The 25,937-nt window shown below is 65.6% G+C and carries 16 protein-coding genes and 1 pseudogene; 6 read left to right on the top strand and 11 right to left on the bottom strand.

The window, feature by feature from the left end; all coding sequences use genetic code 11:
- Nucleotides 1-155: 155 nt before the first annotated feature.
- Nucleotides 156-1,496, bottom strand: coding sequence for an IS630 family transposase (locus tag K8O92_22840; protein ID UAK30721.1), 1,341 nt, complete (start codon nucleotides 1,494-1,496; stop codon nucleotides 156-158).
- A 352-nt stretch (nucleotides 1,497-1,848) separates the two neighbouring features.
- On the opposite strand from K8O92_22840, the gene K8O92_22835 reads away from it, so the two are divergent.
- Nucleotides 1,849-2,946, top strand: a complete 1,098-nt coding sequence (locus K8O92_22835) for an SDR family oxidoreductase (GenBank protein ID UAK30720.1) — start codon at nucleotides 1,849-1,851, stop codon at nucleotides 2,944-2,946.
- A gap of 17 nt (nucleotides 2,947-2,963) precedes the next feature.
- Entirely contained in the window at nucleotides 2,964-4,196 is a 1,233-nt protein-coding gene (locus K8O92_22830; protein ID UAK30719.1) for a cytochrome P450, read from the top strand.
- Nucleotides 4,197-4,206: 10 nt separating this feature from the next.
- Here the strand turns inward: K8O92_22830 and K8O92_22825 are convergent, their stop codons facing one another.
- Genes K8O92_22825 through K8O92_22815 form a run of 3 tightly spaced genes read right to left on the bottom strand, consistent with a single transcriptional unit; the run spans nucleotide 4,207 to nucleotide 7,700 of the window.
- Nucleotides 4,207-5,193, bottom strand: coding sequence for an aldo/keto reductase (locus K8O92_22825; protein UAK30718.1), 987 nt, complete (start codon nucleotides 5,191-5,193; stop codon nucleotides 4,207-4,209).
- A gap of 24 nt (nucleotides 5,194-5,217) precedes the next feature.
- Nucleotides 5,218-6,603 carry an aldehyde dehydrogenase family protein gene (locus tag K8O92_22820; GenBank protein ID UAK30717.1) on the bottom strand — a complete coding sequence of 462 codons (1,386 nt, stop codon included), beginning with the start codon at nucleotides 6,601-6,603 and terminating at the stop codon, nucleotides 5,218-5,220.
- Nucleotides 6,603-7,700 (bottom strand): phenazine antibiotic biosynthesis protein, encoded by a 1,098-nt coding sequence (locus K8O92_22815; GenBank protein UAK30716.1) that lies wholly within the window; start codon nucleotides 7,698-7,700, stop codon nucleotides 6,603-6,605. The genes K8O92_22820 and K8O92_22815 overlap by 1 nt, the downstream gene beginning before the upstream one ends.
- 191 nt (nucleotides 7,701-7,891) lie before the next feature.
- Here K8O92_22815 and K8O92_22810 point away from each other — a divergent pair, with 191 nt between their 5' ends.
- Entirely contained in the window at nucleotides 7,892-14,566 is a 6,675-nt protein-coding gene (locus K8O92_22810; protein ID UAK30715.1) for an SDR family NAD(P)-dependent oxidoreductase, read from the top strand.
- A gap of 184 nt (nucleotides 14,567-14,750) precedes the next feature.
- Here the strand turns inward: K8O92_22810 and K8O92_22805 are convergent, their stop codons facing one another.
- The 7 genes and pseudogenes from K8O92_22805 to K8O92_22775 form a co-directional block, all read right to left on the bottom strand.
- Nucleotides 14,751-15,311 carry an EF-hand domain-containing protein gene (locus tag K8O92_22805; protein ID UAK30714.1) on the bottom strand — a complete coding sequence of 187 codons (561 nt, stop codon included), beginning with the start codon at nucleotides 15,309-15,311 and terminating at the stop codon, nucleotides 14,751-14,753.
- A 481-nt stretch (nucleotides 15,312-15,792) separates the two neighbouring features.
- The gene (locus K8O92_22800; GenBank protein UAK30713.1) at nucleotides 15,793-16,581 is read right to left on the bottom strand and encodes an SDR family oxidoreductase; all 789 of its coding nucleotides are present in this window, start codon (nucleotides 16,579-16,581) and stop codon (nucleotides 15,793-15,795) included.
- Nucleotides 16,582-16,949: 368 nt separating this feature from the next.
- Nucleotides 16,950-17,954: a trehalose-6-phosphate synthase gene (locus K8O92_22795; GenBank protein ID UAK30712.1), complete on the bottom strand. Its 1,005-nt coding sequence runs from the start codon at nucleotides 17,952-17,954 to the stop codon at nucleotides 16,950-16,952.
- A 493-nt stretch (nucleotides 17,955-18,447) separates the two neighbouring features.
- Nucleotides 18,448-19,088 (bottom strand): annotated as a pseudogene (locus K8O92_22790) (IS630 family transposase).
- 470 nt (nucleotides 19,089-19,558) lie between these two features.
- The gene (locus K8O92_22785; protein ID UAK30711.1) at nucleotides 19,559-20,218 is read right to left on the bottom strand and encodes a hypothetical protein; all 660 of its coding nucleotides are present in this window, start codon (nucleotides 20,216-20,218) and stop codon (nucleotides 19,559-19,561) included.
- A 119-nt stretch (nucleotides 20,219-20,337) separates the two neighbouring features.
- Nucleotides 20,338-21,195 carry a ricin-type beta-trefoil lectin domain protein gene (locus tag K8O92_22780; GenBank protein ID UAK30710.1) on the bottom strand — a complete coding sequence of 286 codons (858 nt, stop codon included), beginning with the start codon at nucleotides 21,193-21,195 and terminating at the stop codon, nucleotides 20,338-20,340.
- 877 nt (nucleotides 21,196-22,072) lie between these two features.
- On the bottom strand, nucleotides 22,073-23,377 hold the full coding sequence (locus tag K8O92_22775) for a methyltransferase domain-containing protein (protein ID UAK30709.1): 1,305 nt from the start codon (nucleotides 23,375-23,377) through the stop codon (nucleotides 22,073-22,075).
- A gap of 1,092 nt (nucleotides 23,378-24,469) precedes the next feature.
- Here K8O92_22775 and K8O92_22770 point away from each other — a divergent pair.
- From K8O92_22770 to K8O92_22760, 3 genes are all read left to right on the top strand, one after another.
- Complete coding sequence (locus K8O92_22770) at nucleotides 24,470-24,655, top strand: hypothetical protein (protein UAK30708.1); 186 nt, start codon at nucleotides 24,470-24,472, stop codon at nucleotides 24,653-24,655.
- Between the two features lie 48 nt (nucleotides 24,656-24,703).
- Nucleotides 24,704-24,889 carry a hypothetical protein gene (locus tag K8O92_22765; GenBank protein ID UAK30707.1) on the top strand — a complete coding sequence of 62 codons (186 nt, stop codon included), beginning with the start codon at nucleotides 24,704-24,706 and terminating at the stop codon, nucleotides 24,887-24,889.
- A gap of 108 nt (nucleotides 24,890-24,997) precedes the next feature.
- A complete protein-coding gene (locus tag K8O92_22760; GenBank protein UAK30706.1) occupies nucleotides 24,998-25,936 on the top strand; it encodes an alpha/beta fold hydrolase in 939 nt (312 codons plus the stop codon).
- The last annotated feature ends 1 nt before the right edge of the window (nucleotide 25,937 follow it).

Here is a 25,937-nt window from a genome sequence, read left to right as displayed (position 1 = left end):
TTCATCAGTTGCCCGCCCTGCGGCGTGTTAGTCCGACAGGCGGTCGGTACTTTGCGGTTGCATCAGACGCAACAATGATGCGCCACAGAAGTCGCGAGAGGTCGGGCCCTGATCCAGCGGTGCTAGTGTGTCGCGCCTGAAATTAGGCCAGTAAGTTACTGTTTTGTTTTGGGGGCTGGCGGGTTGATTTTGACGAGGTAGTCGGCGAGGGATTTGAGGATCTCGTCGGCGGTCTTGGTCCAGCGGAAGGGGCGAGGGTTGTCGTTCCAGGTCTGGATCCAGTCGGTGATGTCGTCTTCGAGGGCCTTGACGGAGGTGTGGACGCCGCGGCGGATGAGTTTGTCGGTGAGCAGGCCGAACCAGCGTTCGACCTGGTTCATCCAGCTCGATCCGGTGGGGGTGAAGTGGATGTGGAAGCGGGGATGCCGGGCCAGCCAGGTCTTGATTTCGGCGGTGTTGTGGGTGGCGTAGTTGTCGCAGACCAGGTGGACGTCGAGTTCGCGGGGCACGGCCTTGTCGATGGTGGCCAGGAATTTCTTGAACTCGGCGGCGCGGTGGCGGCGGTGGAGTTCGGTGATGACGGTGCCGTCGGCGATGTTGAACGCGGCGAACAGGCTGGTGATGCCGTGGCGCAGGTAGTCATGGGTGCGGCGTTCGGGCGTGCCCATGGTCATCGGCAGCACCGGCTGCGAGCGGTCGAGGGCCTGGATCTGGCTCTTCTCGTCGACGCACAGCACTATCGCCTTCTCGGGCGGATTGTGGTACAGGCCAACGACATCCACCACTTTCTCCACGAATAGCGGGTCGGTGGACAGCTTGAACGAATCCTGCAGGTGCGGTTTGAGATCGAATTTCCGCCAGATTCTGCCGATGGTCGATTTCGACAGCCCGGTCCGTTCGGCCATCGAGGCACGCGACCAGTGAGTGTCCTTGCCGGGCAACGTTTCCAGTGTCGCGACGACCACGTCTTCGACCTGGTCGAGCAGGATCGAGGGCGGCCGACCCGGCCTCGGCTCGTCGCCCAGGCCATCGAGCCGGTCAGCGACGAAGCGTCCCCGCCACCGGATCACACTCGACTCATCCACACCGAGGTCGGCGGCGACCTGCTTGTTCGTCGCACCCTCGGCACAAGCCAGCACGATCTTCGCCCGCATGGCCAGATACTGGGCCGTCTTGGCCCGTCTGGCCCACGAAACAAGTTGCGCGCGTTCGGTATCGCTCAACACCAGTTCGGCCTTCGGCCGCCCCTCACGGCCGCGATCATGCAGCCCAGCGAAACCCTCGGCGGCGAACTTGCGCCGCCACTTCGCGACCGTCCCCACAGCCAGACCCAAATCCCGTGCCGCACCGGCATTCGACATCCCCTCGGCGCAGGCCAGCACGACCCGCGCCCGCTCGGCCTCACGCCGATCCCCAGACACCGACCTGCGCACCAGCTCGGCACGCTCGACATCCGACAGCACAATCTCGACAGCAGAAGGCCCACGATGCGACACAGAAACAGACTACATACTTACTGGCCTAATTTCAGGCGCGACACACTAGTGCCGCGTCCAGGAAGGTTGATGCTGTAACCCGGCCGGTCGGGATGGCGGGTCCGCCGGTGTTGTTTTCGGAACACTTGCGACATTTGCTCGCCGCCGGTCATGTCGGTCCGAAGCCGTCTGCGACGTGACCTCGACGACACACAGGGCGATCACGGACCCTGGCCGCCACGGGCCGGGGGCCCGCCGAGGTGGACGACGGTGACTGCGCGAACTTTCGTCCTATTCCGTTGTGCGCCAATGCAGGACATGTATCGGATGAGCCTGTAGTCTTACATTGCTCTTGCTGTCAGCGGAGGTCGACATGTCTTCTGTCGCCATAACCGGTGCGACCGGCTTTCTCGGTCTTCACCTCGTTCGCGAGCTACTTGCTCGTAATCACGACCTCGTCGTGTTGGCTCGCGATCCAGCCGCGCTGGATCGCATCACGCGATTCCTCCAGCTCGTGGGGGAACCGCGTAGCCTGATCGATGCGCTGCCCCACCGGATGCGCATAGTCGAGTCGGACGTGTCGTTGCCACGCCTCGGTCTTTCCCCCGCGGCGTTCCGCGACTTGGCCGATGCGATCGACGTCGTATGGCACAGCGCCGCAAGTATCAAAATGCACGACGATCTGAGTGCGCTCCGCCCGGTCAATGTCGCCGGCACCCGCCACGTACTCGATCTGGTGTCCGCCGGGGAACGCCAACCCCTGCTGTGCCACGTCAGCACCGCATTCGTAGCGGGCGCACGACGCGATGGCGTGGTGTACGAGTCGGAACTGGACGGGACGGCCGGTTTCGAGAACGCGTACGAGCAGACGAAATTCGAGGCGGAAACACTGATACGAACGTGGTCCCGCCGCTACGGTCGGCCAGCTGTTGTGGTGCGGCCCAGCATATTGGTGACGAACCGCCCCCCGCAGGCGGGTCTACCGCCGCATCCCCTGTTGCCTCTGGGTCGGACCATCCGGGCGGCCGTCGGGCGCTTCTGCCCGACAACGTGCGGGGCATCCCGAACGGTCGTGCGCGCCATCGGTCATCCACAGGCGCACCTGAACTTCGTGCCGGTGGAGCGGGCCGCGCAGGTCATGGCGCGGTTGACCGACCTCGAGCACACCGGCCGGGTGGAGACATACCACGTCGTGCACGGCCATGACGTCCCGGTGCGGGTGTTGATGGACGTCATGGAGGCGCTGGCTCCGCTGCGGCTGGTGATCGGAGCGGCACCGCCCACCGAGCGGACCGCGCTGGAAGCGTTCCTCGACAGAACACCCACTTCGGGAATGCTGAGCCACCGTCGCCGGTATGACGACACCCGGATCGTCGCGCTGCTCGGGGTGCCCTCCTCGTCGGTCCGCGTCGACTACGACTACCTGATGGCAGGCGTGAGAGCCGTACCAGCGGCCTCCTCCTGGACTTGATCTCAAGGAGGAAAACCATGGCGGAGGCCGCGTATGATCTGCTCAGCACTCAGGCCCGAACCGATCCATACCCTGTACTCGGCAGGTTGCGCGAGAACCGGCCGGTGACATTCAGCGAGCAGCTCCATGCTTGGGTGGTCACTCGGTATGAGGATGTGCGCTTCGGGTTGGCCCATCCGGCGATCTCCGCGGACCGGATCAGCCCACGCCTCGCGCAGTTCCCCGCAGAGCAGCGGGACCGGTTCGAGCCGCTGTCCCTGGTGCTGCGCCGTTGGCCGCTGATGTTGGACCGCCATGAGCACGCGCGGTTGCGCACGCCGGTCACGCGTGCGATGAGACCGACGATCGTCGCCGGTTTCCAACCGCTGATACGCGATACCGCGCGGACCATTCTGCGTGGGGCGGTGGAACGCGGCGGCATGGACGTCATCGCGGATCTGGCCCTGCCGCTTCCGTTGTACGTCACATCGAGGATCCTCGGCGTACCCGACAACATGGTCGAGTTGCTCAAGCGGTGCGCTGTCGACATCGTCGATTTCTTCGGGGCGGCGCCCCATGCCTATCTGCCTCGGGCGGAGGCCGCGATGGACACCGTTCGGCAGACGACCGACCTGCTGCGCCCACTGGTGCGCGCCCGGCGCGGGGAACAGCGCGCGGATCTACTGAGCGCTTTGGTCGACGACCCATCGCTGAGCGACGACGACATCGTCGCAGTCTGCCTGATGATGGTCTTCGCCGGATTCGAGACCACGAGCAATCTGATCGGCAACGGAATACTGCTGCTGCTGCGGCATCCGGAGCAATTCGAACAATTGCGTCGAGACCCGAGCGGAATCCGCAACGCGGTCAAGGAAGTCCTCCGATTCGAGAGCCCGGTCCAGCGGATCTCCCGCATGGCGACGGCGGAGTTGACGCTGCGGGGCACACGGATCGGCAAGGGCAGCCTCATCTACTTCCACGCCGGCGCGGCCAACCGTGATCCCTCGGCCTTCCCGGAACCGGATCGCTTCGATATCGGACGCGGTAGCGACCGTCACCTCGCGTTCGGTCATTCGATCCACACCTGCCCTGGCTCCACGCTCGCACAAATGGAGGCAGAGATCGTGCTCGAGGAGCTGTGCCGGGTCGCGCCCGTTGTCCTGCCCGCCGGTGAGGAGATCCGGTGGAGGGAGAACTTGTCCGTCCGGTCCTTGGACTCGCTGCTGGTGGGTTTCGGCCGATGCCGCGCCGACCGCAGGGAGACAGCGTGACCGGCCGGCGTCACAGGCCGAGTTGACGGGCCATCGCGGGATCGCAACGCTCCCCGACGACCATGGACCTGGGTACCGCCGCCTCGATCGCGGCGAGATCCGCAGCGGACAGGACTAGCCCGGCCGCATCAACGTTCTCCTCCAAATAGAATCGGCGCTTGGTTCCGGGAATCGCCACCACGTCCTGGCCTCGGTGATGCACCCATGACAGCGCCAGCTGAGCCATGGTCACGCCATACCGGTCGGCGAGCGCCCGCAATCGGGCCGTGATCGGTAGGTTGCGTTCCAGATTCCCGTCGGCGAACCTCGGTTGCGTGATCCTTCGGAAGTCCAGCGGCCCGAAGTCCGCGGCCGAGGTGAACCGCCCGGTCAGGAAGCCGCGACCGAGCGGAGAGGCCGCTACCAGGCCGACGCCGAGTTCCCGGCACGTGCTCAGGACGCCGTCGTGCTCGAGATCGCGGGTCCACAGTGACCACTCGCACTGCACGGCGGCAATCGGATGGATCGCGTGCGCTCGCCGAATGGTCGCCGGCCCGGCCTCGGACAGGCCCAGCTCGCGGACCTTGCCCTGGGTCACCAGCTCCGCCATTGCGGCAACGGTTTCTTCAATCGGTACCGTCGGATCCACGCGGTGTTGGTAGTACAGATCGATATGGTCCACGCGGAGGCGTCGTAGCGAATCCTCGCACGCATGTCGCACATGACGAGCGTCTCCGCGCACAGTTCTGGCGTATCCGTCGTCGGCGCGGACAAGACCGAACTTCGTCGCGATCATCACCTCGTCGCGGCGCCCGGCGATCACCCGGCCGATCAACTCCTCGTTGGCGCCCCTGCCGTAGATGTCGGCGGTATCGAGCAGTGTGACACCGAGATCCAATGCGCGGTGGATGGTCGCCGCCGACTCGTCGTCGTCGGTGACTCCGTAGAACTCGCTCATCCCCGCGCAACCAAGGCCCTGAGCACCAACGGTCAAGCTACCCAAGCGGCGTGTGTCCACCGAGAACTCCTTTCGGTCAGGCGATCACCTCTTTCGTTGCACTACCGTCTTGCTGCGCATGAGGAATTCGGCGAGGTACCCGTCTTGCGGATGCCCCGGCTCCATCGCGCACGTCGGATGGTTACCGACATGGACATTGCCGATCGACGGCTCGGCCACCAGGCGATCGATGAGGGCGTCGTCGCAAGTGACCACTGTGAGCACAAGGGTGTCCCGCAGGGGCGCCAGACCGTCCGACGGCGACCATGGGGCGACCCAGACACACGGGAAGGGCAGCTCCAGGTTGGCCCGGGGGGCGTCGGCCCGGTCCAGCTGGAACACCGCCGGGCGCAGCACAGCGCTGCCGTCGCCCAACGGATCCACGATCCCGTCATCGCCGAGCCATGTCCGGACACTCTGCGCATGGCGCAGCAGGTATTTCTCGATCACCCGCGCCTCCTCGAGCCGGCGTACGGGCAGCACGGCCCGATCGTCCTCCGGCGGCGAACTCGGCAGCTCCGCCAGCCGCGTGGCGAGGGCTTCGGCGAAGGGCGCGGGATCACCCTCGACGAAGACCGCCGTCGCGTTCACGCACGCGGTGCCCCCGTCATGACTTACGGAGTACGCCACCATGTCCAGATGGTCGCGCCAGTCCTCACCGGTGAGCAGGATCTTCGACCTTCCGGCCGCGTGCGTGGCCACCGTACGGTCCGCCGCGTACCGACCGGCCATGTCACGGCCGTACACCACGGCCAGGTCCGCGCCGCCGATCAGGGCATCGACGCCCTCCTGGTCGGTCGGCAGCAGCATCACCTGGTCGGCGCCGAACCCGGCCGCCCGCAACGCGGCAACCAGCCGGTGCGGGGTGAACGGCTCGTGCCACGAGGGCCGCACGGCGACCCGATAACCGAGTGCCAGCGCATCCAGCCACTGCGATTGCACCGCAGGGTGATTGCCTGCCGCACCGACCGCCAGGACATCGCCGCGCCGGGCCCACCTGATGTGCCGGGTTTCCGGCTCCGAGCCGGAACGGATGGCGGAATCCTCTCCCGCCGCCGCGCGGGGACACGCATCCGCCGCGGCACGGTCCGCTCCCACGGCGCAGCTCTCGATCCACCGCGTCGCGCGTCGCACCACCGCGGCGGGTACTCCACTGACCCTGCAGACCAGGTACTGGTAATCCTCAGGTGACAATCCGCCCAGAGAGGCCTCCGCGAACAGGTGACCCGCGCGGGCCAGCGCGGCCATTCGCTCGCGCCGCGGCGGGGTGGGCGCTCGGCGTAGGGCGGTGAGAGCGCGACTCACGAACACCGGCGGAGCCAGGCTCAGCTCCGCCGCCGGTGTGCCGGTCACGTCTTCGAGCGTATGGCGGGTGAGGGCGCGGAATGCACCCCGTGGACCGAGCACGTCGAGTTGCGCCGGGGCGGCCATCAATACACTCCCTCGATGACCGTTTCCCCGGCGAAGGAGGTCATCGAGGTGATGTCGGCAACGGAGTCACCGAGTTGTCCAACCGGCGGCTCGATCCGGATGGCCAGATCGCGCTCTGAGTTGTTGGGCAGCAACATGGCCCGGCTGATATGGTTCACGATCACTTGGCCGTGCTCGCCGTAGGCGACAGGCTCTCCGGTAGTGGTATCGACGACCGAGAGCACGATGTGCGGCGAGAAGGTGTCGAATATACACCGCGCGTCATCGGAACCGGGGCGTTCGATCGTGGTGCCGAGCATAGTGACGTTGCCGTAGTAGCCGTACAGTTCCACGCCGGGGAACACGTCGGTGCGCAGTACCCGGCGGGTGTCCGGATCCATTCGCGCTCCGCCCCAGACGATCAGCCGCACCTTGGCGTTGATCAGATCGACCAGTTCCTCGTCGCGGCACAGGCGCTCCAGCAGGGGAGGCGTGGATACCAGTACCCCGACCTGCTGACTGCGCAGGATGTGCGCACTCTGAGCGATCAGATGATCGACGTACCGATCCGCGATATCGGTCTCGCCTGCGCCGATCGTCCTCTTCACCCAACGAGGATCCATGTTGATGCAGAAACGGACCCCGCCCCGGCGGCGGACCAGTTCCGCAGTCCAGTCGCCGAACAGTTGCGGCCCGCTCGGAACCAGTGTCAGCCAGTTGACGTTACGCGGGTGGTCTCGTGCGTCCATGTCCCGCATCGCCCAGGTGATGACGCGGTCCATCCAGTCGGCGAGGAAGGGCAGGCGTTTGGGGCTGCCCGTGGTGCCCCCGCTCTCGTAGACACCGAAGACCGAGACGCCTCCGCCGTATCCACGTGGGATCAGATGCTCCACCGGCACCGTGCGCAGTTCGTCGACGACATTGGGAAAGAGTCGAAGATCGGTGAGGGACCGCACATCGCGCACCGGGTCGAAGCCGAGGGTCGCGGCGCGCTGAAGCCAGAAGGTCGAGCCGGTCTCCGGCCCGAAGTGCCAGCGCATGGCGGCGGCCAAGAACTCGGCGGTGTCGGGCGTCTCTCCGATGGGCGTTTCCAGCACCGGTTCCGGAAAACTTGGCATATGAAACCCTCTCGATACCAACGGTATTCGACTCGGCAACGCGATACGATATCAGTCATTCTTCTATGGCGATGCGGGTCCGAGGGCCCGATCGCGTGATTCGAGAGTCTTTGTCAGCGAACGCTGTAACAGATCGGTGATGTACCGGCCCACCAAGGGAGTGCGCGTTGAACCGTAGCGACGAGCCGCTCGTGCCCTCAGATCGTCTGTATCTCAACGACTTCGAATCCGGCTCCGTCGACGGCGAACGGCGGCTCATCGAGCTGATCCGCGACGCGGCCGCCCGAGCGATCGGGAACAAGCGTGCCGCCATCCCGGTCGACAGAGCATTCTGGGACTCCGGCCTGGGATCGCTGCCCGGCGTGCGGCTGGCCAACCTCCTGGCCGAGGCGCTCGACGTTCCCATAGAGGCGAACGCCGTCTTCGAGTATCCGACGCCACGAGCGCTGGCCGAGCATCTGCGGTCCGTACTGACGGCCTCGGACGCGGCGGCATCCGGAATCACCGAGGCCACGCTCCACGCCACACCCGCCGCCACCGATGAGCCGCTGGCGATCGTCGGTATGAGCTGTCGGCTGCCCGGTGCCGTGGCATCCCCCGACGACCTCTGGCGCCTGGTCACCGAGGAACGTTCGGCCGTGTCCCCCTTCCCGACGAATCGGGGCTGGGACCTGAACAACCTGTTCGACCCGGACCCGGACCGCGCGGGCACCTGCTACGTGCGGCACGGCGGCTTCCTAGCCGATGCCGACATGTTCGACGCGGCGTTCTTCGGTATCTCTCCCCGCGAGGCGGTAGCGATGGACCCACAGCAGCGTCTCGTACTGGAAGCCGCGTGGGAGGTGCTCGAACACGCTCGCATCGACCCGACCACCCTGCGCGCTACCCCGACGGGCGTATACCTCGGGATGAGTACCTTCGGATACGACTCGATGACACAGCAGTCGGACACGGCCGGGCGATTCGTGGGTGCCTCCGACTCGTTCGCGGTCGCCTCCGGGCGTGTGGCCTACACCTTCGGTTTCGAAGGCCCGGCTCTGACGGTGGACACCGCGTGCTCGTCGTCCTTGGTCGCGTTGCACCTGGCCGGTCAGGCACTGCGGGCGGGCGAGTGCTCGCTGGCCATCGCGGGAGGCGTGACGGTCCTGTGCACTCCGCAACCCTTCGTACAGTTCAGCCGGCAACGCGCCCTGGCGCCGGACGCGCGATGCAAAGCGTTCGCCGCGGGCGCCGACGGGACCGTCTGGGGCGAAGGGGTGGCGATGCTGCTGGTCGAGCGGCTGACCGACGCCCGCAGACGCGGCCATCGGGTACTCGCCGTCGTCCGCGGGACGGCGGTCAATCAGGACGGCAGGAGCAACGGGTTGACCGCCCCGCACGGACCGGCTCAGCGCCGCGTCATCCGCCAGGCGCTGGCCAACGCCGCCCTGACACCGCACGACATCGACATGGTCGAGGCCCATGGCACCGGAACGAAGCTGGGCGATCCGATCGAGGCACAGGCACTCATGGCGGTCTACGGCCGCGACCGCACCCCCGAACGGCCGCTGTGGCTCGGATCGGTGAAATCGAATCTGACCCACACGGTGGCTGCCGCCGGAATCGCCGGAATCATCAAGACCGTACAGGCCATGCGCCATGGAGTGCTGCCCAGGACGCTGCACGTCGACCGACCGGCGCCGCTGGAGTGGTCGGCGGGCGGGCTGTCACTGTTGACCGAGACACGGCCGTGGCCGGAACTCGAAGGGCCACGCCGCGCCGGGGTGTCCTCGTTCGGGATCAGCGGCACCAATGCGCACGTAATCCTCGAGGAAGCTCGCGAGCCCGTCGGTGACACCGGCTCGCATCCGGTCGCGGCACCCGAGCCCGGGACCGTGCCCTGGGTGGTGTCCGGTCGGGGTGCGCTCGCGCGGCGCGCCCAAGCGGATCGGCTCGTCGGCCACCTGCGCTCTCGCCCGGATCTGTCGGTGGTGGACGTGGCCTACACGTTGGCCACCACCCGCACGGCGTTCCCGCACCGCGCCGTGGTGCTCGCCGCCGACCGGGACGGCTACCTCGAGGGCATGCAGGCGATCGCCGAGGATCGCGAGACGCCCGGAGTGATCCTCGGCACCGCCGTGCCCGACCCCAAGATCGCGTTTTTGTTCACCGGTCAAGGCGCTCAACGCGCGGGCATGGGCCGGGAACTGTACGACCGCTCTGCGATTTTCGCCGAGGCCCTCGACGCCGTTTGCGCGCATCTGGACCCATTGCTGGACCGGCCGTTGTTGGAGGTCGTCTTCGCCGACGAGGGGTCACCGGATGCCGCGCTGCTCGCCCGAACCGACTTCACCCAACCAGCGCTGCTGGCTTGCGAGCTCGCGCTCTTCCGTCTCCTCGAGGTGGCGGGCTTACGGCCGGACGTGCTGTTCGGCCACTCTGTCGGAGAGCTCGCCGCGGCGCATATCGCGGGCGTGCTCTCGCTGGCGGACACCTGCGCGCTGGTCGCGGCACGAGGCCGGCTGATGCAGGAGTTGCCCGCGGGCGGCGCGATGCTGGCGGTGGCGGCGAGCGAGCAAGAAGCCGCCGAGGCACTGGCCGGTCACGAGCACGAGTTGGCGATCGCCGCGGTGAACGGTCCACGGGCTGTGGTTCTGTCCGGGGATGAGGAGGCAATCGCCGATCAGTCCGCGTACTGGGAGGCATCGGGCCGTCGGACGCAGCGGCTGCGAGTCGGCCACGCCTTTCACTCTCCGCGGATGGGCGGCATGCTCGAGCGATTTCGGCAGGTGGCCGAGAAACTCTCCTATGCCCCGCCCCGTATCCCGCTCATCTCGAATGTCACCGGCGCTCCGCTCACAGCGGAACAAGCGTGTTCCCCGGCATACTGGGTTCGGCACGTCCGGGAGACAGTGCGCTTCCACGATGGGCTGCGCCGGATGAACGCCGACGGTGTGACCGGATACCTGGAAGTCGGCCCCGATGGCGTGCTGACCGCTCTGGTCCGCGATTGCCTGCCCGAGGCACAGTCGTTCGGCCCGGTCCTGAGCCGCCGCAGGCCCGAGGCCTCGGCCATGACGACCGCACTGGCCAGGGCACACATCCACGGTGTGACGCTGCACTGGGACACCCTCTTCGCCGCGCTACGGCCACGGCAGGTGGACCTACCCACGTACGCCTTCCAGCGTCATCGGTACTGGCCCGAGAGAGCGGTGGTCGGACGCCGAGCCGTCCCCGTCACCCCCGCTGTCGCCGACCACCCGTGGTTGACGGCTCCGGTCGAACTCGCCGGTTCGGGCGGGCACGTCTACAGCGGCCGACTGACACCCAGGACCGACCCATGGCTTTCCGAACACGCCATCGGAGGCACTGCGGTGTTCCCCGGCACGGCACTGCTCGAGCTGGCATCACACGCCGGCGAACGACTCGGCTGTAATCGCCTGGACGAGCTGATCCTGCACGCTCCGCTGCCGGTGCCCGACGAATGCGAGGTGCTGCTCCAAGTCGAGGTCGGTCCGCCAGGCGAGAACGGGGACCGGCAGCTGACCATCTACGCTCGGCCCGAAGCCGATCCCGATGTCGCCGAGCCCGGTTCATGGACACGACACGCGACCGGTACCGTAGCCCCCGCCACCGGGCTACCATCCGAGTCGTCGGCGTGGTCGCGGGCTGGGGACGCCCCGTGGCCCCCACCGAATGCCGTGCCGATCCCACTCGACGATCTCTATCGGCAACTGGCCGAACGTGAGATGGACTACGGGCCGGCGTTCCGTGGCCTACGCTCCGCCTGGCAGCTGGAAACGGACGTGTATGTGGAGGCGAGACTCCCGGAGGAGCTCCCCCCGAGCGGGTTCGGCGTACATCCCGCACTACTCGACACAGTGCTGCACGCGACTCGGTTCGCAGTGGCACGATTCGCCGACGGACCGGCCGAACTGTGGCTGCCCTTCTCGTGGAGCGGCGTCGATCGGTACGCACCCGGTGCTTCCGTGCTGCGGGCCAGGCTCCGGCCAGGGAGGACCGACACCAAGGACTCGATCGAGCTGTCCCTCACCGTGACAGACGAGGCCGGCAGTCCGGTCATCGAGGTCGCCTCGCTCGTTCTGCGGCCGGCGATGCCGGCCGGAGAGGGCAAGCAATCCGCCGCCGAAGCCCTGTTCCGGCTCGACTGGGTCCGCGCCCCCGAGCCGGACGCATGGGCGTGGTCCGATGACTGTGCCTACGCCGTACTGGGTCCCGACCGACTCCCTATGGCCGCGGCGCTCGAAGCGAACGGACACTCGGTCGTGGCGGCGCCCGACTGGTCAGCGTTCGTCCTCTCGGTGGCCGGGGGGACACCCGTACCGGATGTCGTGTTGGTTCCGTACGTCGGTGTGGAAGAGGACAGCACGCTGATCCGGCGAACACACGTCATGAGCGCCCAGATTCTGCACCTGCTCCAGGCCTGGCTCGCAGACGATCGTTTCGCCGGAACTCGACTTGTCGTAGTGACCCGAGAGGCAGTGTCCGCCATCTCAGGAGATCGCGTGGAAAACCTTGCCTGTGCACCTATCTGGGGACTGGTCCGGGTCGCGCAGACCGAGAACCCCGAGCGGATCCTGCTGCTCGACGTGGAGAAGGGCGCCGACCTACCCCAAGCGCTGGCCGCGGCTCGCGCGTCCGGACAGCCGCAGTCGGCTTTCCGGGCGAACACACTCTACGTGCCTCGGTTGGCACGTGCGGACACCGCGACCGACGAGCTCCGGCGGCCCGCCGACGGCTCACCGTGGCGTCTCGCTCCCACGGAGCCGGGCGATCTCGACCGATGGACCCTCGAATCACGGTCGCACGGTCCGCTTCGAGCGGGCCAGGTCCGGATCTCGGTGCGAGCGGCAGGTGTCAACTTTCGCGATGTGATGATCGCCTTGGACATCTACCCGGGCGAGGCCACGATGGGGCGCGAGGTAGCCGGGGTGGTGACAGAGGTGGGTACCGGGGTCACCGGATTCGTCCAGGGCGATCGAGTGATGGGCGTGGTCTCAGGGGGCTTCGCGTCATCGGTCGATGCCGACCACCGGGCCCTGGTCCGGATCCCCGCCGGCTGGTCATTCGCCCAGGCAGCCGGGTTCCCTATCGCCTTCCTGACGGCCCACTACGCCTTGCTGGACCTGGCGGGCCTGACGCGCGGGGAATCGGTCCTCATCCATTCCGCCGCCGGTGGGGTGGGCATGGCCGCCCTGCAACTGGCCCGGCACATCGGGGCAGAGGCGTATGCCACGGCCAGCCCCGGCAAATGGGAAGCCCTGTACGAGCAGGGCATCGACGACCGGCACATCGCCTCTTCGCGCACGCTCGAGTTCGAAGAACACTTCCACCGCACCACCGCTGGGGGTGGAGTCGACGTAGTGCTCAATGCCCTGTCTCGGGAATTCACAGACGCCTCGTTGCGTCTGCTCCGCCAGGGCGGGCGCTTCATCGAGATGGGCAAGACCGACGTCCGTGAGCCTCGAACGGTCACCGCCGAACATCCCGGAGTGAGCTACCAACCCTTCGACCTAGGAGACCTGGGACCAGCTCGCCTCGAGGAAAAGTTCGCCGAGCTCGTCGTTCTGATCGAGAACGGAGCCATCCGACCGCTGCCGATTCACGCCTGGGACATCCGGCAGGCAGGTGAGGCACTGCGATTCGTCAGCCATGCCCGGCACACCGGCAAGGTAGTACTGACCGTCCCGGTCGAGCCGAATCCCGAGAGAACCGTGCTCATCACCGGAGGCACCGGCACACTCGGAACTATCCTCGCCCGACACCTCGCGACCGCACACGGAATGCGCCGACTGGTACTGGCCGGCCGGAGCGGAACGACGACCGAAACCGCACCTGATCTCGCCACCGAACTGGCCGCGGTCGGCGCCGAAATCCGCATCGTTCCCTGCGATGTCTCGGATCGAGAAGAAGTCGCCGCACTACTGGCGTCGATACCCTCACTGGGTTCTGTCGTGCACGCGGCGGGCACCGTGGACGACGGGACACTCGAATCGCTCGACACCGATAAATTGGAGCGGGTACTGCGGCCGAAGCTCGATGCCGCCATCCACCTGCACGAGCTCACCCGCGACCTGGACCTCGCGGAATTCATCATGTTCTCGTCCGGCGCGGGCCTGTTCGGCAACGCGGGCCAAGCAAACTACGCCGCCGCCAACACTTTCCTCGACGCCATGGCTTACCACCGGCGCGCAGAAGGTCTCCCCGCCTGCTCGGTGGCCTGGGGCCTGTGGGCACCGCCTTCACGAATCAGTAGGGGGGTGGACCACATCAGGCAGCAACGTCTCATCCGTGGCGGAGTGGTGGCGCTGTCGGTCACCGAAGGCTTGACGCTGTTCGATGCGGCCAGAGGCAGCGCACGAGCGATGACAGCCGCGATGCGGTGGAATCTGGCCGTTTTGCGCTCATCCCATCGCGAGCAACCACTGCTGCTGCGCGACCTCGTTCCGCGCCGTGGCCTCCCTGTCGGCTTGCGAGCACACCACGACAGGCCATCATCCTGGGCGCGGCGGTTGGCAGGAGCCGGCGCGGCGGAACAACACCGTCTCGTGCTGGAATTGGTTCTCACTCAGGCAGCCGATGTGCTGGGATACCCCGTCGGCCACACGGTCGCTCCCGACGAAAAGTTCCAAGACCTCGGCTTCGACTCGCTCACCACTGTGGAACTCCGTAACCGCCTCAACCGAATCACCGGCCTACACATGGGAACCGATGCGTTGTTCGACCATCCGAACTCCGCCGCTCTGGCACACCAACTGGGCAGAGAACTTCTGCGGAGCAGAACTACCACCCCACCGGCCTCTCAAACGATGGAAGTTCCCCACGCCAACGCCGATGCCGTGCTGGAAGCGCCTGCAGACCGATAACACACAGCCACGGTGACAGCGATAGCTGTATTCGGAAACTTTTCGCGGAATGAGGTATGCGCCAGAGCAATGCGAGTGAGATTTCGAGTATACAGAATCATCCCTGCGCTCCCGGAGGCCGCCGGGAGCGCAGGGATGAAAAGGCCGCCCAACGGCGGAAACGAATTCCCCCGAATCCTCGGGATTATTGGCCGGGAGACGGATCGACCACCCAGCTTCCCGCCGAGTCCGGCGAGTCGTTGAAGAAGTATTCGCGGATCGAGGCGAGGACGACCTCTCGTGAGATCAGTCCGTCGTCGTCGCGATCGAAATGACGGAGAATTTCATCGATCTCGGGCTGCGAATGGTTCAGCAGTGAACCGGCCCACAGAGTGAACTCGGTCGCGGTCAGCTTTCCGTCACGATCGGCGTCCGCGATGTCCAGAGCCGCGTTGATCAGGGGAAGGTAGTCTTCTTCGAACGAGTCGACCGTCTCCAACGAACCTGACAGAGATGCTTCTTTGAACTCTTCTTCGCTTACCTTCCCGTCGCTGTTCGCGTCGCAATGAGCGACCAGTCGATCCCACACAGCGAAATTCAACTCCGCGACCCGCTGCATCTCGGGGTCATCGGGTTCCCGTCCGAAGGCCTGTCCCATACGTTCCACCGCGAGCGCGAAGTCGCCGCGCTCGATAACACCGTCCCCATTCACGTCGTAGGCATGGAAGCGCTTGCTGAGTTTGCGGTCGAGAAAATCAGAGATCATGTTCCTGAACACTCTTTCTCTCTTGACATTACAGCCGAGAAGCGAACTCGTCCTGACACGACCGAGTGCAGGTCCAGCATATCGAGCGGCTAGGCGTGCTCGGGGAGAAATGCCGGAATCACCGGGTCCACAGCTGTGGTATCAACCATCTCGGCAACCGCCGACTCACGCTCCGTGCTGACTCTCCGAAGACGAACTCCCTCAACGGATCCCGCGTCACCCGACACTGACACACCAGCGGCGGCCGCGACACCGAAAAGAACACACCGCGGACCACCGCGAATGACGTGGTGTATCAACGCTCCGCCGGACACCGACAAATCTGCCAGATCGAGCCGGTCAGCACGGCTACCGCACTACCCTCATCCGTAGCGACAAGGCCGCATGGCCCTGGGATGGCGCCGAGCGGTTGGTCCCGCAACCGGGCACGCGCATATAGCAGAGACGCCGCTGCACCGGCCTCGGTCGGCTCGTGCGGGTGTCAGACAGTCTTGATGGTGCCGCCGTCGATGACGAAGTCCGCCCCCACGATATTGGCAGACTTATCGGAAACGAGGAAGGCGATCAGTGCCGCGACCTCTTCCGGCTCGGAGATCCGGCCGGAGGCGATATTGAAAATATCACCGAGGTTCTCCAGTAGTTCGGCATGAGAAATACCCTGTGCCGCAGCGACGTTTGTTCCGAAACTTTCCGGACCGCGCCACAGCGGACTACCCACCACACCAGGCGATACGGTGTTGACGCGCACCCCGTGCGGGCCGAACTCGTCGCTGAGTCGTTTACTGAGGGCAGTCAGCGCGGCCTTGGCCTCGCTGTAGCCGATTGGGCCGGGGGTAGGGGTTTGGGCGAAAATCGAGGATATGTTCACGATCGATCCACGCCGTTGCAGTAGGCTAGGCAGTGCTGCCCGCGTGGCCCATACGGCGCTGAACAGATTGAGGTCGAATAGATTTCGCCACTGATCGTCGGTGACATCGAGAAAGCCGCCCAGTCCCAGCAGATCCGCATCACCCGCGCCCACGTTGTTGACCAGGATGTCGATACCGCCGAGCTCGGCGAGTGCACCGTCGATCAGCCGCGTCGCTCCCTCCGCAGTGCTCAGATCAGCTGACACCGCAGCGATACTTACCTTCTCCAGTTCAGGTGTGATGGTGCGGGCGCCACCGACGACCCGCACGCCTTCGGCAGTCAATGCCTCGGCTATGGCCAATCCGATACCGCGGCTGGCTCCGGTGACAACTGCTGTCTTGCCGGTCAATTCGAGATCCATGCAGATTCTCCTTCCTGAACTGCCAGTCGAAGGTAGCCGGCGCCGGGCTCAGCCGCACCGCCGCTTCGAGTCGGCCCGGGGTAGGCCGGGCAGCATGCGGGGATAATATCCGAATATCTCGATCGAGATCGGCAAAGTCGGACGAAATATGTTGGCCTACCGACTATTTCGGCACCGCATGTAGTGCCCCCGGCCCAGTAACTGGGGTGATGCACACATGTAGTCGTGTCCCAATCGCCGCTGCCGCGGCTACCGGATCCGCATGACAGCGGCCAGCGACTGGCTCTGGAACACGTTCGCTCATCCGGTCGGACAGGTCAGCGGTGTCAACGACGGTCAGCCGGTTCTCCATAAGCAGCGCTACGTAGTCATCCAGTGCCAACCGTGGTTCCAGGTCGGCCACTCGGTCGTGGCAGTAGGTGCGGCTCATGGCGCTGACTTGCGCCACAGGTGATCGGCACTGCGGCCGGGCCGGGTGTGTGGGCGCGGATGGCGCCGATGATGCGGGTTGCCCAGTCGATGGGCCGGTCGTGGCCCAAGAGGCGGGACAGACGTTTCGCGCGAGTGCGGCGCTCGGTGCGGTCGAGGGACAGGGCGCGGGCCAGCGTGGTGGTGAGGTCCTCGGGGGAATTCGGGTCGGTGAGTAGGGCGGCGTCGCCGAGTTCGGTTGCGGCACCGGCGTAGCGGGACAGCACCAGCACCCCGGGGCGGAAGCCGGGTCCGGTCACCGCCGACTGGGCGGCGATGAATTCCTTCGCAGTCAGGTTCATGCCGTCCTGCAGGGACGTTACCCAGAACACGTCCGCGGCCAGGTAGTGGTCGATCACCTCCGGGAGCGGCAGATTATGCGGGATATAGTCGATTGGTTGCCAACTGCCGACACGCCAGGCGTCGTTGATCTCGGTGGTGCGTCGCTCGAGAGTGCGGCGAGTGGTGTCGTATGCGGAAATGCCTGGTTCCGGTGGTGGGCAGACGAGCCGGAACACCAGTCGGCCGTGCAGGTCCGGGCGGTGGTCGAGCAACGCCGCTATGGCGTCGACTTTGTGTACAGGGGCTTTAGTGTAGTCGAGACGTTCGACAGAGAGCACCAATGCGTGTCGGCTCGGTCGTATGCGCGAGGCGCGGCTGCGGGCGAGTGCTTCGATGGCTGGACGGTCGATACCCAGCGGATGCACACCCAAGGCTGGCAGTGCGGGCTGGCCGACCAGAGTTTGTCGAAAGTTGTCGGCGAAGGCATCGGTGTGAAAACCAGCCCAATCCAACTTCGCGAGCGAGCAGAGGATTTCGTCTGCGGCGGGCAGGGCAGCGAACACCTCCGGCGGTGGGAACGGAGTGTGGTGGAACAGTCCGATGCGCAGGCGATATGCGCTCAAACATCGCTTTCAAGGAGCCGATGTGCGGATGCGACACGGAGGGGTTGCTGGGTTGCCGTAGAGATCAACCACCTCATCGCCAGCTATGACTGATCTCTGGCCACACCATGCTTAACAAGGCTTGATCAGCGGCAGTCCAGTTCACAGCGGCCGAGCGTGCCCAGCCTCGGCCCCGCCTCCAACAGGCTTCTCTCCCGCGATCAGAAACTACCGACCTGACTCGGGGTGTCCGGTGCGGTGCGCTGGACAGGTGGCTCGAGGGTCAGCAGCACCGGCCCCTCTGTACTGGAGGCGAGGCGTTCATCAAGGGTCGGTTCGTCGACCCGGACGAGGAGAATGGCGTCGCTTCGGCAAGAATCAGGTGGTGGACAAGGGCACGCTTCCGAATGAGTGGACCATCGAGGAGGTGCGGCGACGAGCGCAGGACAGCACCGTAGAGTTGGTGGATCTCACCACCCCGGTATTTCTGGCACCACTCGAACCTAGTGCTGTGTCAGGCAACGTTCGGTAGGTAATCCGGGTGCCGGATCTTGGATCCGACGGCGAAGTCGCGGACGGGTCGGGCGTGCTGGTTGCGCCAGCGGATGTAGGTGCTGATCGCCTCGTCTTGTTCGCCGTGGCTGCGGTGGTCGGTGCCGTTCACAGCGCGAAGTACCGCAGCGCGGCGAACTCGCACTCGATACGGTTCAGCCACGAGGAGTAGGTAGGCAGGAACACCAGCTCGACCGCGTTCGCCGTGCACCACGCCTTGACCTCAGCGCGTTTGTGGACCGAGTAGTTGTCCCAGATCAGAGACAGTTTCCGGCCCGGCCAGCGCGCTCGCAGCGATTTCAGGAACGCCAGGAACTCCGTCCACCGTTTCCGGTCCGGGATCCGGTAGTACAACTGGCCTGAACGCAACGCACCGGACATGTGCCGGACGCCCTGGGTGCGCCGGTAGGTCGCGCGCAACCGGCGTGGCCGTCGGGCGGTGAACCAGCCGCGGCCGGGGCGGGGCTGCAGGTTCAGCGGCCCGAACTCGTCCACGCAGACCACGCGGCCGTCGGCGGGCGGATGGTCGTAGAGGTCGAGCACCCTCGCCATCTTGGCCTGAAAATCCGGGTCGCCCAGAGCCTTCCACGTTTTCGTGGCCTGTTCGCTGATTCTCGCAACACCGTCGTGCACAACCCGATCGATGCTGCCGGTTGGATCCCGAACTTGGGTACGAGTTGGCCGTGGACACATTCGCTGCTAAGCCGAGGGTGTGCCACTGTTTGTCGCCTAACATCAGTGGTCCGTGAATCTCGACGACCGCCGTGAGTCGGCACACGGCGTCGTTACGAACGACGACAACTGTTGGCGTTCGGTAACCGCGCCTCGCGGCAATTGAGGACGTTGGCCCAGAGGGCTCGTGGACGGCTCGTCGGCGGCACTGCCTGGTCGGCGGGTGAAATCGGCCACCACACGATCCACCAACTCCGGCGGAAACGTCCACGTCGACAGCCCGACCGCGATGCGGTCGGACAATCGCTCATCCGTTTCCAGCTTGACCTGACCAGGTCTCGGCATCCACACACCTTCGGCCGCAGACCCTCCCAGGTAAAATCCTTGAGTCACTGGTTGGGCTAACAGGTCGACTTTTCTTCATCACTCAGACTGCGAGTCGTTGTTTGAATAGTTGAATGCTTACCGTCTGTTCCATCCGGGACAGCTTTGAAGATACCAGTGTAGATCCGATACTTCTGATCAGGAGGCCCGTCGGGGTAAGTTTGCATATATGGAGTCTCAAGGTAACCATAATAGATCTTCATGATTTGCGCGCGTTCGACGAAAGCAATGGTCCCCTGGTCCACCGTCACCTGAGTGCTTCCGCCTTCGGTGTGTGCGGTCTCGGATGATGCTCCGAAGGCAATATTCGCCACATTCGGGCCGACGTTCACGCCGAAGGTGTACGCAGCTCTCGTCTCATCACTCCATGCGACGGTCTGCACCAGGCTGGCCGAGCTGCAATTTTTTGCCGAGGAACCCACCTGCTTGAATGGCACTCTCGGCGTCTCGAGCACGTCACTTGTCCCTTGGACGGTAAATGTACAGTTCATGCCATGGCTCTCGCATTCCGTCAATAGTTCCCAACCGGACGGATCCGAGACGCCAATCTCGATGATCTCGTTGGCAGAGGCTGTCGGCGTCATTATCGAAAAAATTCCGAGGGTCATGATCGAGATCAGGGCCGCTCGCCCAACGCGCCGCGGTACCGTCGCCGGGCAGGTTTTCATCTTCTCCATCCTCTCCATGTCTGGTATCGCGTTCCCAGACCGTCTATAGCCGTGCTGGAAAGTCTCGCCGTAACAATGGATACAGTCGGTCGGGTAGGTCTGTGCTTTTGGTCTTCGGTAGAGTTGTTCTACTTGATGTGGGCCGGAAGTCGCCACGGCTGCCCGTGGCAGTTCCAAATCCGCAGCTGGGTGCCATCGGAAACATCCTCGGCGTCCAGGCATCGACCCGACTGAGGGTTACGGAGCGTAGAACGCGTTGGTGTTCCGCCCTTTTCCCACCGCTGCGCTTCGGCTCCATTGCAGGGCCACAACTGCACTCGCGTGCCGTTCTTCGTGGCGCCACCGTCTACGTCAAGGCATTTTCCGAGGATTTGCAGCGTGCCGTCTGCGTTAACGGTCCACCTCTGGTTCGCTCCCCCAAGGCAGGGCCACAACACAATCGATGTGCCCGCGGCATCTGAGCCCCCGTAAACGTCCATGCACTTGCCGCCAGGCCCGACGACAGGGCCGGTCCTAGGGAGGCTCCACTTCTGGTTCGCCCCCTCGTGACATTCCCAGATCTGAAGCCGGGCACCGCTATCGGTGGAGCCGTCCACGATATCCAGGCATTTACCCGTATGCACGTTACGCAGCCTCGATCCGTCCGACCTCCACTGCTGTCTTTTTGTTGCGTTGCAAGTATACAGATGGGTCAGTGTTCCACTCCCGGTTCCGGTGCCGACAAGGCCGAGACATTTGCCAAGAGCGGTCAGGGAGCCGTCAGGCTGAACCACCCATTGCTGGTTCACTGCGCCGGTACAGTCCGCCAACACGATCGGCGTACGATCTGCTGAGCCGCCCCCACTCACGGCCATGCATTTACCAGCCGCCCCCACTAAATGGCCGGTAGCCCAAGAGTTATCGGCCTGCGCTGACGGGCCAGATAGCGCCAGAATCACCATAGGAGCCACACAGAGCGCCGCTGCCAGCTTTTTAAGTCGGTTCATTCTTCCACCTATCCATTGCGCTAACCTCTGCAATTGTGGCTGCGGATATCGGCGGTCGTAAACGAGCCCAGCGCCGCCGCGGTGATCGCATGTATGCCACACTCGGCTGAACCAGAACTACTGAATGTTCTGGTCGGCTCAGCCGAAGATGATCGAGTCTCGCCTGGGTAGTTCCGCTGGGCGGTTGGCCTCCAGCCACATGTGGACTGCCTGGGCGACCCCCTGAACCAGCGGCACGCGGCGCTGTTGGGCGATACTCCGGAATTCCGCCTCTGTCCGATTGGGAGGAAGGTCGCGAACGACTCGGCCCCCGCCGTGTCAATGGTGGCGGGTATTGATTCCAGCTCGCGCCATCCGGCGATGGCTTGTTCCACGGCGGTCTGGACCTCGAGGCCGAACTGGCCTGCTCTGGCCTTCAGCTGTTCGTGGAGCTGTTCGGGCAGCTCGGTGACGATCTTCTCTCGGTCGGAGTTGCTGGCTAGAAGACCCATGATGGACACCTTTGCCGAGTAGTGCGGGCGACTGCGTGGTATCGGGCCTGCGGCCCACATCATCCCTTTGCCGGGCATGCACGCCCCTGTGGATACTACCGGCCGCACGCCGCTTATCCGTGGGAATCGTTGTGCAGAGCTTTCTTTCGCGGACAGAGGTCATATCGGCCAATGTCGCGGCGAGCCGAGCGAGCATTGAGCGGACAGACTGTTCGGTGGCATAGTCACCTCGGTCAGCGGGGTGCAGGTTGGTGGTCAGCCGCAAAGGCATACGCTCATCGACCGCTACCCACGGCTGGCGAAACTCTGCGATCAGCTGATCGCCGCGCCGATTGTGCGTGTGCGCCGAGTCCAGCCCGAGCCGTCCCGAGCCGAGCGGATCGCAGTCATGAGTCGTCGGCCAGTGCTGCACGGATCCGCGTCGCGAACTGCGTCATCTCGGTGTCGTTGTAGTCGAGGATGCCGTTGGATGCGTCGACCGCGTAGAGCTGCTGGCAGGCGTAGGGCACGCCGGGCGGCAGCGGGGCGATGTGCCAGTGAACATGCGCGTTGCCGAGTTTCGCGCCCAGCGACATCACGTAGGTACGCTCCGGATTCGTCACCGCGGCGACGGCGCGGGCGATCCGGTGCACCACCGATTGCAGCCGCAGGTACTGCTCGGTGGTGAGATCGCCCACCACGTCTTCGACGTGGCGGCGCGGCACCACCAGCACATAGGCGGGCAACGTGGGATACCGGTTCAGGAACGCGACATGCTCGCCGTCGTCGAAGACCGTGTGGTGCTCGTAGCCGGGCTCGCCGGCCAGGAAGGCGCACACGAAACACTGCTCGGCCCGCACCCGCCGTTCGTAGCCGGCCAGATCCATCGGCACACGGCGCGCCTCGAGGTCAGCCACACTGTCCGGTAGTGTCGCTTCGGGTTTCGCCGCGATCAGATGGGCGAAGCGGGCCGTTTCGACATAGGGGTGCCGGTCGGCGAGCAGATTCTCCAGCCGCAACAGCTCGGCGAAGAACTGCGGATCGTGTTTGGCGTCGTCGTCACTGATCAGATCGCACACCGCGCGCACCCCGTAACGGACCGGTCGACCCAGACCCGCGGCGACCAACTCGGCAGCCAACTCGGTCGCGGTGACGGCGTCGATCTCGGTGTCGTAGGTGACCGACGTCCGGGTCGCAGCGTCCAGCAGCCGCACCGCCTCATCCAGCTCCCCGCGCCGCACAGCCGCGGTCAACGGGTCGCTGGCGGGGTTGGGCACGAGCACCGACAGCAGTCCGCCCGGCCGCAGCACCGACACCATCGACTCGAGCGCTTCGGCTCGGCGCGGCGCGTATTGCAGCACATTGTGGGCCATGACCACGTCGTACGAATCGCACACCGCCACAGCGGTCAGATCCGCGATGTCTGCGCATCGGGTCTCGATCGAATCCGCGCAACCGTGCGCCGCGGCCAGCGCCATGGCCTCATCGAGCGAGGCCCGCGACATGTCGACGATAGTCACGCGGTGTCCCAGAGCGGCCAAGCGCACCGCATCCAAGCCATTCCCGCCGCCCACGTCGAGCACCGCCAGCGATGGCCGGTCCGGCAGGTGGCGGCCAAGGTTGGCTGCGACCTGCTCGTAGCGCAGCCGACCCCACGGCGTGGCCTGATAACCGCGGAATGCGTCCAAGTGCCGATCGAATGCCGAGACCATAACGCCCTTCCTACCCGACCCGAACACGAATCAGTCCGACCAGCGCGCACCGGGGCCATAACGCTAAATCGCCTCGGCCATCGCTTCGAAGGCTGTGCGGGGCAGGACACACAGGCGAGTTCGGGCGGCAGATGCGCACTGTCGGCGACACTCAGCGCCACCGACAATTTCGGGTCCGGCACGGGGTTCTGGTCGAGCGGCCAGGCATGCAGCTTCGTCAGCTGCTGCTCCTGCTTGGCCGGCCGCGCAACGCGCGCGAGAGTTGCCACGCGCGCAGGCAACAGCGACCCCAACTGTGCTGAACTACTCCCTCTCACGCTCATGCCCTTGACCAGCAGCATGTCCGGTTTCACGCGTCGGAATGAGATCGCGGTCCAATGGAACAGGGCCAGCTGTGATCATGTCGGCCGCGGCGGGCGTGATGGCACCGCGCAACCGCCGCCGCAGCCGCGCGAACCACGATCCGCGGCGCGGAAGAGCCTGTTGCGGGTAGGCAGAGCGCCAGCCCGGCGGTGGCACCGACGCGATCCCGGGCATCAGTACCCGCCCAGTTGGATCCCTCACCGGAGGAGCAGGGTCACCGATCATCGCGCGAGCCCACCCCTGCTCGTCGAACAGCACTTCTCCTGCTAGTCCTGTCGCCTCCTCGAGTGCACCCGGGTAGACGCGGTCGTATGCGCGGTTGACCTCGACCGCGGCCGACGGTGGCAGCAACATCCAGTCCGCACACAGCCGCGTCGGCGTCCATCGAGTGAACCACGCCGGCTCGGGATCTCCCTCGACATCGAGCAGGCCGTGCCCGTTCTTCGGCGGCGGTTGATCCGGTGGTGGATGTCCTGCCGTCAGCGAGTTCCACCTCGAGTCCTTCTTCCAAGCCTCGCCGCGCACGCAGCGCGCCTCGACTTTCGACGACGATCGAGCCGGACTCCCGTAACCGCCGCAACCGCCGCCGACCAGGCAACGGCGGGTGGTGGATCGGACCGAACACGTCGCGACGCGGTCAGCGACCGATCTGTCCCCACCGTAGACACCACGGCCGACGGGTCGAGCCCGAGGCCATCAGGGAGCTCTACCGTCACCTGGCCCCCTTATGTGGGCTACCCCGTCCTGGTCTCCGCCTTCCAGCGCCTGGCCGAGCTCGGCCTACCCGCCGCGCAGGACACCGGCCCGGTCGCGCCGGTACCGCCCAGCGGCGCACTCGCCCGCGCGGTGCGCGGTATGCAGGACGTGGACCCGGGACTGGCGGCGTTCACCGAGGACCAGTTCGCCCAGCGCTGAGCCCGCCCGTATCTCAGTGTCCGGGAGCGGGCACTCGCCTGCCTGGTCGTGGATATCTTCTACCAGACCCGGGGAGCATCTCTGCATCTGCACGCGGAGCTGGCGCGGGCGGACGGCGCCACGGAGGAGACCTTCCGAGATCTGATCCGCGGCGTGGCCGAGTTCGGGCTCGCCCGAGCATGGGCCGCCGCCGCGGCTCTACTCCCCGGGCCGGAACCGGGCACGGAGCCGTGATCCACCGAAACTATCTGGCGGGGATGTGACCTGCGACACGGGCCGTCACGCGGGGCGACGGTCGTTCGTCCAAGAGGCACAGGGTTCCTCTGATCAGAAAGTTGTGTCATGACATCGAAACCGGTGTTCACCCGGCTTGCCGCGATCGCCGCCGTGCTGGTCGGCGCACTTGCCGCCTTCGTCGTTCCCGTCGCGCGCGCGCAGCCGCCGACCCTGGGCCATCAGTCGCAGTACCTTTCGCGGGTGGAGTCACGGTATGTCGACACCGAGCTCGCTCGTTTCCACTACACCCGGACCGGGACCGGATCGCCCGTCGTGCTCGTCGCGGGTGGTGGGCTGTGGGGGTACTCCTGGCGAGACGTGATCCCGGCACTGGCCGCCGAACACACCGTCTATGCCGTCGACCTGCCCAGCCAGGGATTCACCGAACTGCACCGCGGCGACTTCGCCTACGATCTGCCGGCGATGTCGCAGGCGCTGGCGACCTTCCTCGATGCCGTGGGCCTGCACCGGACGGCGCTCGTCGGTCATTCGTGGGGTGGTGCCTGGAGCCTGTACTTCGCCGAGCAGCACTCCGACCGCGTCGAACGCCTCGTCCTGCTCGACTCGCCCGGTCTGGACGCCGAAAAGGCCCCGGTCACACCGCTGTTCACCACCCCTGTAGTAGGCGAGCTCGCGACCGACCTCACCACCCGGTCCTTCTATGCCGACAATATCCGCGGCACCTTCCACAACAAGCATCTGGTCACCGAAGAGGTGATCGACGAGCTCTACGCACCGTTCTCCCGGCCGGCCAATCGCGCGGGTTTCCTGTCGTTGTGGCGCAACATGGACTTCCGGCTCACCGACGCCGGGCTCGCCCGGGTCGCCGCACCCACGCTCGTGCTGTGGGGCGGCGCTGACAGCTGGCTGCCCGCATCCCAGGCGGGCCGCCTGGCAGCGCGCATCCCGGATGCGGCGGCCACCGTCCTCCCGAATTGCGGGCACACCGTCCATGAGGATTGCCCCGCGCAAACCAACCCGCTGATCACCGGATTCCTCCGCTGAG

The organism is Nocardia asteroides (assembly GCA_019930625.1).
In the GTDB taxonomy this organism is placed as follows: domain Bacteria; phylum Actinomycetota; class Actinomycetes; order Mycobacteriales; family Mycobacteriaceae; genus Nocardia; species Nocardia sputi.
Note: the sequence above shows the minus strand (reverse complement) of the source record. Positions and strands in the feature narration are given on the sequence as shown.

Bases quoted from the DNA above. Each gene is read 5' to 3' on its own strand.
- K8O92_22835 (UAK30720.1), top strand. From the start codon at position 1,849: ATGTCTTCTGTCGCCATAACCGGTGCGACCGGCTTTCTCGGTCTTCAC.
- K8O92_22830 (UAK30719.1), top strand. From the start codon at position 2,964: ATGGCGGAGGCCGCGTATGATCTGCTCAGCACTCAGGCCCGAACCGAT.
- K8O92_22820 (UAK30717.1), bottom strand. From the start codon at position 6,603: ATGGCCGCCCCGGCGCAACTCGACGTGCTCGGTCCACGGGGTGCATTC.
- K8O92_22815 (UAK30716.1), bottom strand. From the start codon at position 7,700: ATGCCAAGTTTTCCGGAACCGGTGCTGGAAACGCCCATCGGAGAGACG.
- K8O92_22805 (UAK30714.1), bottom strand. From the start codon at position 15,311: ATGATCTCTGATTTTCTCGACCGCAAACTCAGCAAGCGCTTCCATGCC.
- K8O92_22800 (UAK30713.1), bottom strand. From the start codon at position 16,581: ATGGATCTCGAATTGACCGGCAAGACAGCAGTTGTCACCGGAGCCAGC.
- K8O92_22785 (UAK30711.1), bottom strand. From the start codon at position 20,218: ATGGAGAAGATGAAAACCTGCCCGGCGACGGTACCGCGGCGCGTTGGG.
- K8O92_22780 (UAK30710.1), bottom strand. From the start codon at position 21,195: ATGAACCGACTTAAAAAGCTGGCAGCGGCGCTCTGTGTGGCTCCTATG.
- K8O92_22775 (UAK30709.1), bottom strand. From the start codon at position 23,377: ATGGTCTCGGCATTCGATCGGCACTTGGACGCATTCCGCGGTTATCAG.
- K8O92_22760 (UAK30706.1), top strand. From the start codon at position 24,998: ATGACATCGAAACCGGTGTTCACCCGGCTTGCCGCGATCGCCGCCGTG.